The sequence below is a fragment of the Bacillus sp. MYb78 genome (genome assembly GCF_002975115.1).
Classification (GTDB): domain Bacteria; phylum Bacillota; class Bacilli; order Bacillales; family Bacillaceae_G; genus Bacillus_A; species Bacillus_A cereus.
Map to the genome: position 1 here is coordinate 291,252 of NZ_PCOB01000004.1, position 11,439 is coordinate 302,690.

Consider the following 11,439-nt stretch of genomic DNA (forward strand, 5'->3'; position numbering starts at 1 on the left):
TGGTATTCTTCCGGCTTTTTTTCATGATATAATTCAAGCATAGGACAAGTTTTGAAAACGCTGTAAAAAGGGGATTTAATATATGAATTATGAAGATTTTAAAGAAGTAATTCACGGAAGACGAAGTGTTAGAAAGTTTAAAGATCAAGAAGTATCTACTAATGATATAAAAGAAATAATTGATTGTGCGCGTTACGCACCGAGTGATACGAATTCACAAACGTGGGAATTCTTAGTTATCATGAATCGAGAGAAGATTAAAGAAATTGAACAAATGACATGGGATGCATTACATAAACTTGCGGCAAAAGCAGCAGAAAATGGAGAAGAGAAAGCAGGGAAATTACTTACACGTTCTTTCGGACCATATGCAACAGCTTTCTCGGAGGCACCAGTATTAATCGTATGTTTGGCAACACCATATGAATCAAAGTTCCGTGAAAAGATATTTGATCCAATTGCTTTTGTTCCAGATTCAGTTTGGGAAGAAGAAGGGATTAAGAGTAGCTGTTTAGCGGCACAAAACTTAATGTTAGCTGCACATGCAAAGGGACTTGGTACTTGTCCAATGACAGGGCCAGTATTGCTAGCTCAAGATGAACTGCGCCAATATTTACAAATTGAGCCTGAAAAACAAATAAATATGGTTATTTCACTAGGATTTCCGAAAGATAAGCCAAAAAAACTTCCAAGAAAAGAAGTAGAAGAAATCACAACATTTGTTTTTTAAAGTGCTACATAGAAAAGACATTGGACATATCAATGTCTTTTTATTTTTGAGCGGGTATTATATCGATTTGTTGGGCTAAAATGATAAATAAGAAGGAATTACTATTTATTTCATAAAAAAAATTAATGTTCTATTAAGGAAAGTATGATACATTAATCGTGAGCAAGCTTCTATATGTTCATAAAAGTTTTAAAAGTTGTCTTAAAATTTAAAAGTTATTTTTGTATAATAAATTATAATCAAATGACAGGGGGGATGAATTTTGAAAAAATTCATAATCACTGGATTGTCTGTATTGTTATTAGTAGGTTGCGGTGCTCCACAGGAAAAAGAGGACGCGCAATCAAAACAGGAAGAACAAGTTGTAAACGCAAGTGATGAGAATATGGTTGTATTTCCTGAAGGTGCAATGTCAATTGGAGAAGGGAAAGTAAAAGTTATTACTCCAGATGGTACTTCTGAAAATGGCAATATACCGACTGTATTCATTAAAAAGGATACTTTAATTCAGCAAGTTGAATTAGAACTTTCTAATTTTCAAAGTGATAAAGAAACCTTCATATTTGTAGATCAAATGTATACAGATAGACATCAAGTAACTAGTACAACGCAGACAACAGTACAATTAAAAGAAAAGACGCTTGAAACAGGTAGTCATACGATTACTGCAGTTCAGTATGAAAACAATGACCCGAAAGGAAAGGTTATTAGTTTTAATCAAGCAACATTTGAGACAAAACCTGCGTCTTAATAAGAATAAAAAGTACATTACTCAAAAAAGTAGTGTGCTTTTTTATTTGGACTAGAGTGTGCAAGAGTGAATAACTTGTTTCGTTTTCTAATACGATTAAATAGGAAGAAATCACTTGCTACTACTATGACAGAGAAAGAGGTTGAAGATGTGAATCGGTGTATTCGTATCGTCTTGATTAGTATAATGATGGCAGTAATTTGGTTTACGATACAAGAGGTGATTCAAATTACGTTTAATTACCAAATTCATGACTTAGTAATAGGAGCTAGTTGTTTTACCATTGTGTATCTATTATATCCCGCATTAATGGGCAGTAAGACCTCGCCTTAAAAATCGGTATATGTGAGGAGATTAGGTGGGAGATCAACTGTCCGATTGGTTTAACTAATAATCATTGGAGATGAACAAACTCTCCAATGATTAAAGTTTCACTTTATGATAAACTCGAATTAAGGTGAGTTTTACAAGAAAAATGTAGGTATTTCATTTGAAATGTCGAATAGTACATACGATGTCGTAATAACAAATTTTCTATTGTTTACTGTGAAACAGAAGAAGGAGAGATAGTAGTTATGAAACGAGCTCTTATTAATATTGATTATACATATGATTTTGTAGCGGAAAAAGGTGCTTTAACTTGCGGAAAACCAGGTCAAGAAATTGAGAAGGAAATTGTACATATAACGACGCAATATATTGAAAATGGAGATTACGTTGTCTTTGCGATTGATAAACATGAAAAAAATGATGTATATCATCCAGAATCAAAATTATTCCCACCCCATAATATAGCTGGTACAAGTGGAAGAGATTTGTTTGGGGAATTACAAGATGTATACGAAACATATAAAAATGCTGAAAATGTATATTACATGGATAAAACACGATATAGTGCATTTGCAGGAACCGACTTAGAAATGAAGTTAAGAGAAAGAGGAATAGAAGAAGTTCATCTTGTAGGTGTTTGTACTGATATTTGTGTTCTTCACACAGCAGTAGACGCTTATAATAAAGGATTTAAAATTGTTGTTTATGAAAAGGCAGTTGCATCTTTTAATGCGCAAGGGCATGAATTTGCACTTGGACATTTTAAATCTTGTTTACATGCAGAAGTGAAATGAAAAAGAGGCCTTTAAAAAGGTCTCTTTTTTGCGTTTAAACTGAGACGACATTTTGTTCAATTAATTTTTTTATGAATGGGCTAATATTTTGTGGTAGCTCATTTAAATTAAAAAATTGTACATGTAATGATTCGACTCCATCAGCTTTTAGCAAGCCACCTGTAATATCTTTGCAAAGGTAAGCAATTGTTATAGGGTAAAATTCATCTCCGTTCGGTAATTTCACAAAACATTCTTTACCTGAAAATACAGTTGCTAGCTGAAGTGTACCAATTTCGATTCCGGTTTCTTCAAGTACTTCTCGTTTTCCAGCTGCTTCTATAGATTCACCAAGTTCTACAAAACCTCCTGGAACGCCCCACATGCCATTTCGCCTTTGTTGTAGTAGTATTTGTCCTTGTTCATTGAAAACAGCTACCGCAACGCCTGCTAAATTAAGCGGTCTTGATCCAACAACGTCTCTTAGTTCTTCAATATATCCCATTGCTTGCAACCTCCGTGAGTAATAATATTTTCAAATGAACTATTCGATATTATGTAAATGTTTTCCTTTTATTTGGATGGGTAGTGTAGTCTTAAAGTAAAGTCATAAAAAAATTCAATTGTCAGCTCCCTTTAGGTTATGAAAAAGGGTATATTTATAGAAGAATGTCTAATGAATTTTAAAAATATAGCAGCTTTGTATAGAATTTTTATTAGTTAAGGAAGTGGATGAATGAGCTTATTAACGTATACTGAAGAATTTTTTAATTATGTAAGGGAGTTTTTACTTTTAAGATTTTTACTATTTGCTTTAGTTTTAATCATTATTTCATTTGTAATAAATCGTATTATTGATTGGTTTTTTAGGAAATCAAGCTTTTTTGATGAAGAGGTAGAGCAGACGATTCAAAGTGTAATTCGATCTATTTTTAGATATATCATTATCATCAGTCTTATCATATATTTAATTAGCCAATTTGTAGATATAAAAAGTATTATTGCAGGTGCAGGGATAGCTGGAGTTGTCATCGGTTTTGCAGCACAACAGATGCTAAAAGATGTTATATTAGGCTTTGCAAGATTAGCGGACAAAGAGTTCCGAGTTGGTGATTTTGTAACTTTTAACGGAACAAATTCAGGAACTATTGAAGAGATTAGTATTCGTTTTATGCAAATACGTGAATGGTCAGGAAAACTACTTACCATCCCGCACGGAGAGATTAGAACGATACAAAATTTTAATAAAGGATGGATGCGTGTAATTGAACGCATCACGGTAAGTTATCAGGAAGATCCAACAAGAGTGAAGGAATTGTTAGAAGAAGTATGTGTTATATGCAATGAAAAATTGAATCAAACTCTTTATAGAGTAGAGGATGACGCTGTTGAACCATTTAAATACGTCGGTGTTACAGACTTAAATCCTAACTTGAAATATGTTGGCTATGAATTTTGTATTACAGGTTTAATAAAGCCAGAAGATTATTTTGAAACTTCTAGACAAGTAAGATTTGAATTAATGTCTATGTTTCATAAGAATCAAGTGCAAATGCCAGCAGCGAATATGGTTGTTACTACTGAAGGTTTACAGCATATCCATGGTGGACAATCTTTATCGGAAAGCTAAAGTAGAATCGTTTGTTAACAAAAATTCTGATTCCAACATTGGATAGAATAACAATAATAAAATGATTGATATAAAGAAAGGGCTGAAGGGATTCGGTTCTTTTTTTATTTATAGAATTTAGAAATTTCTTAATGTTATAATTGTAGTTGGTGATGAGAATGAACTTTGAAGAAAAAGAGATGCATCGTTTAGAAGCATTAAAAGAAATTGCTGAATTATTAAATGAAGCAACAAACTTACAGGATATGTTAGAAAAAGTGTTGCATACATTGTTACAAGTAATGAATTTACAAACAGGGTGGATATTCTTTATTGATGAAAGTGGAAAGCATAGCATGCTTGTAGACGAAAATTTACCAGAGGCTCTTACGTGGCAAGAGAAGAAGCCGATGTGTGAAGGAAACTGTTGGTGTGTAGAACGTTTTGTGAATGGGAGATTAGAAAAAGCGACTAATATTATTGAATGTAAGCGAATAGAAGATGCAATTGAATGTAATTGGGGAGAGACAGAAGATGTTACACATCATGCGACAATTCCGCTTAGGTCTGGATCAGAAAAATTTGGTCTACTAAATGTGGCTGCGCCTCATAAGACTCATTTTTCAGAGGAAGAGTTAGCATTATTAGAATCAATTGCATTTCAAATTGGAACAACAATACAACGTATTCAGTTAGTTGAGAAAGAACGTAAATATGTAGTGGTAGCGGAAAGAAATCGACTTGCACGTGATTTACATGATTCAGTAAAACAATTGTTATTTTCTATTATGCTAACAGCGAAAGGTACTTTGAATATGACGCAAGATAGAGAATTGCAAGAGATGTTAAGTTATATTGGAGAATTATCACAAGAAGCATTACAAGAGATGACTCTATTAATTTGGCAATTAAGACCTGAAGGATTAGAGAAAGGGTTAGCAGAAGCAATTCAAAATTACGGGAAGTTATTAGGAGTTCAAGTGGAAGTTCGAATTGATGGGATGGTTTCAATTGGGGATGAAATAGAAGAAGTTTTATGGCGTATTAGCCAAGAGGCGCTACATAATTGTAAAAAGCATGCTTCGTGTGAAAAGGTACATGTTCTTTTGAAAATAGAAAATAACCAGTTACATTTTTACATAGAAGATAATGGAATAGGATTTATACAAGAGCAAGTAAGGGAGTCAGCACTTGGCCTGAAAAGTATGAAGGAACGTATTCAGTTAATGAAGGGGTCGTTTCAAATTATAACAGAGCTGAGAAGGGGTACAAAAATAGAAATTCAATTGCCGATTTGAAGGGGAGAATAAGATTGAAGATTAAATTGCTACTAGTTGAGGATCATCATATCGTTCGAAGAGGACTTGTATTCTTTTTGAAAACGAGAGAAGAATTTGAAATTATTGGGGAAGCGGAAAATGGCGAAGAGGCATTACATTTCGTGCAAAAAGAAAGACCGGATGTCGTACTAATGGATGTATCGATGCCGAAAATGGATGGAATTGAGGCAACAAAACGTCTAAAGCAATACGATGAGACGATAAAGGTACTTATATTAAGTAGTTTTTCAGAGCAAGATTATGTTATACCAGCACTTGAAGCTGGAGCAGATGGTTATCAATTAAAAGAAGTACAACCTGAGCAACTTGTCGCTTCTATTATTGCAGTACATCAAGGAAATGCGAATTTTCACCCGAAAGTAACACCTGCATTAATGGGGCGTACCGCAGTAAAGAAGGAAATAGAAAATCCTTTTTCAATGTTAACGAAAAGAGAGCAAGAGGTACTTCGCGAAATTGCGAAAGGAAGAAGCAACAAGGAGATTGCAGCAGAACTTCATATTACAGAACAAACTGTGAAAACACACGTTTCAAACGTTTTAGCTAAATTGGAAGTGGATGATCGTACGCAAGCCGCATTATACGCAGTGAAACATGGGGAGGATTATTCATAAGCATGAATAATTCTGTTATATCGTATGACAGAATACATAGGAGCAATTAAAATTTATAGTAATCCCTAATATAGGTTTTTCTTCTTTCAATAATTAGGTACAATAAAGTTAAACTAATCGGTTTTTACAGGATAAAGCTACGATAGAAGAGGAGGATATGCTATGCCTGGTACAAGGAGTGGGATTGGAAAGATTCAGGCTTCGTTAAATGGTTTATCACCGAAATTGCGAAGTATTGCCGAACATATTTTGAAACATCCACAAGATGTTGTACATAAATCTATTACAGAATTAGCTGAAGTTACGAGTAGTTCCGAAGCGACGATATTCCGCTTATGTAAACACCTTGGTTTGCAAGGTTTTCAAGATTTAAAGATTACATTAGCTCGTGAAATTGTACATACACCGATGCAAAATATTCATGAAGAGGTATCAGCAGAAGATAGTATGGTAACTGTTGCTAAAAAAGTTTTTCATTCGCATATTACAGGACTGCAAGATACTTTACATTTGCTAAATGAAACAGCACTTGAGCAGGCTGTACGAGCTTTGCAAGAAGCAAGTCGAATTGAGTTTTATGGAAATGGTGGCTCTGGTATTATTGCGATGGATGCGTATCATAAGTTTATGAGAACGGGTATTTCTTGTATCGCTCATACTGATTCGCATTTTCAAATTATGGGAGCAGGTTTACTCTCGGAAAATTCAGTTGTTATTGGCATTTCTCATTCTGGTAGCAATAAAGGATTACTTGAAGCGTTAGAAGTAGCGAAAGCAAGAGGGGCCAAAATTATTGCGATTACGAGCTATAAGAAATCAGCATTAAGTCAACTTGCTGATATTACGTTATATACATCAACACGTGAGACTGAGTTCCGCACAGAAGCAAGTTCATCACGATTAGCACAGTTAAGCTTATTAGATACTTTGTATGTAGGGTTGTCGTTGCAGCGACAAGAGGAAACGCTAAAAAATTTACAAAGTATACGTGAAACGATTTCGATGAAGCGAATATAAAAAAAGCTCTTCAAATGAAGTGCTTTCAGACTGTAGACAAACTATTTTTGGAGAGTTCAAATGCTAAAAAAAATAGTTTGTCTCTTGTTTTATTGATAATTTATCCAATTATATTTATATATAGTGATTATTATATTGGAATTTACTATAGGCGAGGAAGGTGTCTTATGAAAATATCTGTTTATGTTGCAAGTGCATTTAGCAAGGATCATAAAGGCGGAAATAAAGCGGGAGTGGTATTTATTGAGAATACATTGACCACTACTCAAAAAATGGAAATAGCCAAACAACTGGGCTATGCGGAAACCGCATTTATATCAGAATCTGAAATTGCTGATTATAAATTTGAGTATTTTACACCAAAAGAAGAAGTTGATTTATGTGGTCATGCCACAATCGGATCTTTCACGATACTGATGCATTTAAATAAAAATTTCAAGAATCGCTATACGATTGAAACGAACAGCGGTGTTCTTACTATTACTATAAAAGATGACATCATATTCATGGAACAAAACAAACCGATATTCTATGATGTTGTATCTCCAAACGAGTTCATCGACTGTTTTGACATTAAAGATATAGACAATAATTACCCAATTCAAATTGTCTCCACGGGCTTAAAAGATATTTTAATTCCTATAAAAAGCGAAACACAATTACATGCGCTACAACCTAATTTTGAAAAAATTAAAGAAATCAGCAAGTATTATAATGTTGTCGGGATACATCTATATACTTTTAATGACAATCGAATTATATGCAGAAATTTTGCTCCACTATACGACATTAATGAAGAAGCAGCGACTGGAACTTCAAACGGTGCATTAGCTTGCTACCTTTATGAACAGCACTACTTGCAAAAAGAAGTCTATGTATTTGAACAAGGTTATTCATTACACTTGCCTTCTGAAATATTAGTTAAATTAGCAACCAATAGCAAAAATAAAATAGAAAAAGTTTATGTTGGCGGTAAAGGCTATTACTGTGAAACTAAGTGTTTAAATATAGAAAATATTGAGTGAAGAGCTTTTTTATCGATGAGAAGTTTGTTACTTTATTTTCTTTTAGAAATGTATGACTTACTTATAGTCAGTGGTAAACTCTCATTTTTAAAAATTTAAAATAAAGACCGATTTGTGTAATAATTCAAATATTGTTCATAATTTCACAATCTGTTTATGAAGTGTCATGTTATGATGAAGATGTAATGATGATTGAACACTTAAATTTGGTACAATAACTAGCCAAAGTAGTGAGGAAAGTAGTTGTGAGATAAACTCATTAAAACGCTAAAACACTAAAGGGGAGATCACATATGAAAGCAGTAGTGGTTAATAAAAACAGCAAAGCAAACATCGAAGTGATTGAAAAAGAATTACGTCCGTTACGCTCAGGCGAAGCGTTAGTAGATGTAGAGTATTGTGGAGTTTGCCACACTGATTTACACGTTGCGAATCATGATTTTGGTAACACTGATGGCCGTATTCTTGGTCATGAGGGTGTAGGTATTGTTACGAAAATAGCTGATGATGTTAATTCGCTAAAGATAGGTGACCGTGTAAGTATTGCATGGATGTTCCAATCTTGTGGACGTTGTGAATATTGCGTAACTGGTAGAGAAACATTTTGCCGTGAAGTTAAAAACGCAGGTTATTCAGTAGATGGTGGTATGGCTGAACAATGTATCGTTACAGCTGATTATGCGGTAAAAGTACCAGAAGGATTAGATCCTGCTCAAGCATCATCAATTACATGTGCTGGTGTAACTACATATAAAGCTATTAAAGTATCAGATATTAAACCTGGTCAACCTATTGTAATCTATGGCTGCGGTGGATTAGGTAACTTAGCTATCCAATATGCTAAAAATGTATTTGGTGCAAAGGTAATCGCAGTAGACATTAATGACGACAAATTAGCCTTAGCGAAAGAAGTTGGTGCTGATATGACTATCAATCCAATATCTCAAGGTCCTGCTGATAAAATTGTTCAAGAGGAGCTTGGTGGCGCTTATGCTGCGGTAGTAACAGCAGTCTCTAAAGTAGCCTTTAACTCAGCAGTTGATGCAGTACGTGCTTGCGGTAAAGTAGTTGCAGTAGGGCTACCAGTAGAAACAATGGACTTAAACATCCCGCGACTTGTACTGGATGGAATTGAAGTAGTTGGTTCTCTAGTGGGTACTCGTAAAGATTTGGAAGAGGCGTTTATGTTTGGGGCAGAAGGAAAAGTAGTGCCGGTTGTTCAAACTTGTTCGCTAGATAAAGTACAAAATGTATTCGAAGAAATGGAACAAGGTAGAATTCAAGGGCGTATGGTAATTGATTTTAAAAAACATAATTGTGATTGCAAATAATTCACTTTAAATATAAAAAGCATGAGTCTAGCAAAGGACATGTAAAAAAGTTAGACAGCATAAGAAGATGATCCCTGTATTTAATAGGGATCATCTTCTTTATTTTCTACTAATATCGATGCCAATTAATACTTGATTAATGAGAAATGATTAAAGGTTTACTTTATTTGCAAACGAAAAGGAATCTTTATGTTTAACAAATTTTTTATGATCTGGAACGTTTTGAATTGCTACAATTTGCGAATCTCTTGCTTTCAGTGCATCTTGAATCCCGATGGTCATAAGCTTAATAAATAGAATCGTAATAAAGAATGAAGCGAGAGTATAAAAAATAATCCACCATGAAAGATTCATTTCATTACGATTTAATCCAATAAGACCTGCCCAATCATTAGATAGAGAAACAGGTTTGAGCACTCCGTCATAGAGTTCACGCATTTGTATGCCGCCAATTACAATGTTAAGCAACGCTAAATGGATAACGAGTATGAGTGTTTGGACGATATGTTCCATAAATAATACAAATAAGCGGTCAAGTAATAAGACTCGTAAGTGTTTTTTAATAATATGAAAACGACTAGCCCCCAGTAATTGTGAACTTAAGATGTAATCTTGTTTCATAAATTCATCAACCTCTGAGGATATGTATAAAGAAAGTGTAGGCAGAGCGACGAAAATAAGTACGAGTACTTGATAAAACGTAAATGAAATATTTGGATCTACCCCATCAGCATTTGATGTGATTATAATATTAACGGGCGTGATGAGTATGAATGCGATAAATAGAGTTGGAATATAATAAAAAACTTCTGAGCATGACTGGAAAAATCTCTTGAGTTTTGGAGCATATAAACTTAAGAGGATTCCTATACATGTTCCGCATAAAATTCGAAAGAAGCTAATTGCTACGGCTAATAAAATAGTGAATTTTGCTCCTTCTACAATTTGTAAGAAAACAGACTCTCCAAAACGATCAGATCCAAAAGGTGGAATTAACGATGGCGGAAAGGGGGCCTTTCCAAGTAATTCGTTATTGTCATTGTAAAGTAACTGAGGAGGTTTTGGGATGTTATCTTTAAAGAACCAACTATAAATAAAACTAGCTGAAATAAGTATGAATAGATAAGTAAAGCCGATTAAAAAGCGTTTTGATTTCCAAATAGATTTCATAATGATACTCCTTTCAATTGCTTTTTCCATCTATTCATCATGAATGAGACTATTTGGAAAATGGCATAAAACGGTAAAATAATCATAACAAGTATGATAAATGCAGCGGGAGGTGAAACAAACGCCTTATTAAATAGAAATTGAATAATGCCTTCCATATTAAAAACAAATTCTAAAATGAATAAATTAGAAAGTAAGAAAACAAAAATCGTTTTTAAATGGTGAAAGAAGTGGATAGATATATTTTTGAATAAATGAATGCAGAGTATATAACTTGATGAAAGGCCTTTTCCATATGCAACCTCTACGTAATGTTTTCCTTCTTCTTCTTTTATGTATAACACCATCATCCGAAACATTTGTAATGTAGGTAAGACAGCTAATGATAAAATAGGGAGTAAATAAGCTCGATTTTCATTAAAAGAAATAATAGTGACAGGAGATTCCCCGAATTTTTGAAGTACCCATATGAAGAATATTTGCAAACAAATCATCATCATCATATCAGGGACAGCTTCTAATATGAACACAATTCGGTTTATCCATTTTTTTATATAATCTTTTGCTAAAAAATAAAAAAATGCCATGCTAGATGATAGAAAGAGAGCAAGAAAAAAGGCTAAAAATAATATAGTAAATGAATATAGGTAAGGTTCTAAGACAGTTGGAAATAATGGTGTTTTTTTGAAATGGCTATAAATGCTAACTTAAATATGTACATTAACGCTTGAATAAATATGTACATTTTC

General features: G+C 33.6%; 13 protein-coding genes. 10 read left to right on the top strand and 3 right to left on the bottom strand.

What is annotated here, in order from left to right; translation table 11 throughout:
- Positions 1 to 82: 82 nt before the first annotated feature.
- The 4 genes from CQ064_RS12290 (at position 83) to CQ064_RS12305 (ending at position 2,605) form a co-directional block, all read left to right on the top strand.
- On the top strand, positions 83 to 730 hold the full coding sequence (locus tag CQ064_RS12290) for a nitroreductase family protein (RefSeq protein WP_001105280.1): 648 nt from the start codon (positions 83 to 85) through the stop codon (positions 728 to 730).
- A gap of 262 nt (positions 731 to 992) precedes the next feature.
- Positions 993 to 1,481: a putative periplasmic lipoprotein gene (locus tag CQ064_RS12295; RefSeq protein WP_000713495.1), complete on the top strand. Its 489-nt coding sequence runs from the start codon at positions 993 to 995 to the stop codon at positions 1,479 to 1,481.
- Between the two features lie 66 nt (positions 1,482 to 1,547).
- Positions 1,548 to 1,814, top strand: coding sequence for a hypothetical protein (locus CQ064_RS12300; protein WP_033667345.1), 267 nt, complete (start codon positions 1,548 to 1,550; stop codon positions 1,812 to 1,814).
- 242 nt (positions 1,815 to 2,056) lie between these two features.
- Positions 2,057 to 2,605 carry a cysteine hydrolase family protein gene (locus CQ064_RS12305; RefSeq protein WP_000816771.1) on the top strand — a complete coding sequence of 183 codons (549 nt, stop codon included), beginning with the start codon at positions 2,057 to 2,059 and terminating at the stop codon, positions 2,603 to 2,605.
- Between the two features lie 34 nt (positions 2,606 to 2,639).
- Here CQ064_RS12305 and CQ064_RS12310 read toward each other — a convergent pair whose 3' ends face one another.
- On the bottom strand, positions 2,640 to 3,089 hold the full coding sequence (locus CQ064_RS12310) for an NUDIX hydrolase (protein ID WP_000540497.1): 450 nt from the start codon (positions 3,087 to 3,089) through the stop codon (positions 2,640 to 2,642).
- 231 nt (positions 3,090 to 3,320) lie between these two features.
- On the opposite strand from CQ064_RS12310, the gene CQ064_RS12315 reads away from it, so the two are divergent.
- The 6 genes from CQ064_RS12315 (at position 3,321) to adhP (ending at position 9,520) form a co-directional block, all read left to right on the top strand.
- Positions 3,321 to 4,214 carry a mechanosensitive ion channel family protein gene (locus CQ064_RS12315; protein WP_000055430.1) on the top strand — a complete coding sequence of 298 codons (894 nt, stop codon included), beginning with the start codon at positions 3,321 to 3,323 and terminating at the stop codon, positions 4,212 to 4,214.
- A gap of 158 nt (positions 4,215 to 4,372) precedes the next feature.
- Positions 4,373 to 5,491: a two-component system sensor histidine kinase CasK gene (gene casK, locus CQ064_RS12320; protein ID WP_001008461.1), complete on the top strand. Its 1,119-nt coding sequence runs from the start codon at positions 4,373 to 4,375 to the stop codon at positions 5,489 to 5,491.
- A gap of 14 nt (positions 5,492 to 5,505) precedes the next feature.
- Positions 5,506 to 6,147 carry a two-component system response regulator CasR gene (gene casR, locus CQ064_RS12325; protein ID WP_000694630.1) on the top strand — a complete coding sequence of 214 codons (642 nt, stop codon included), beginning with the start codon at positions 5,506 to 5,508 and terminating at the stop codon, positions 6,145 to 6,147.
- 162 nt (positions 6,148 to 6,309) lie between these two features.
- Complete coding sequence (locus tag CQ064_RS12330; protein ID WP_001119652.1) at positions 6,310 to 7,164, top strand: MurR/RpiR family transcriptional regulator; 855 nt, start codon at positions 6,310 to 6,312, stop codon at positions 7,162 to 7,164.
- Positions 7,165 to 7,331: 167 nt separating this feature from the next.
- Complete coding sequence (locus tag CQ064_RS12335; RefSeq protein ID WP_000704319.1) at positions 7,332 to 8,189, top strand: PhzF family phenazine biosynthesis protein; 858 nt, start codon at positions 7,332 to 7,334, stop codon at positions 8,187 to 8,189.
- A gap of 293 nt (positions 8,190 to 8,482) precedes the next feature.
- The gene (gene adhP, locus CQ064_RS12340; RefSeq protein ID WP_000649129.1) at positions 8,483 to 9,520 is read left to right on the top strand and encodes an alcohol dehydrogenase AdhP; all 1,038 of its coding nucleotides are present in this window, start codon (positions 8,483 to 8,485) and stop codon (positions 9,518 to 9,520) included.
- A 150-nt stretch (positions 9,521 to 9,670) separates the two neighbouring features.
- On the opposite strand, the gene CQ064_RS12345 is transcribed toward adhP, so the two are convergent.
- Both CQ064_RS12345 and CQ064_RS12350 read right to left on the bottom strand, forming a co-directional pair.
- Positions 9,671 to 10,690 carry an ABC transporter permease gene (locus CQ064_RS12345; RefSeq protein ID WP_000836572.1) on the bottom strand — a complete coding sequence of 340 codons (1,020 nt, stop codon included), beginning with the start codon at positions 10,688 to 10,690 and terminating at the stop codon, positions 9,671 to 9,673.
- Positions 10,687 to 11,391: an ABC transporter permease subunit gene (locus CQ064_RS12350; RefSeq protein ID WP_080562025.1), complete on the bottom strand. Its 705-nt coding sequence runs from the start codon at positions 11,389 to 11,391 to the stop codon at positions 10,687 to 10,689. Before CQ064_RS12350 ends, CQ064_RS12345 begins: the two co-directional genes overlap by 4 nt.
- Positions 11,392 to 11,439 lie beyond the last annotated feature (48 nt).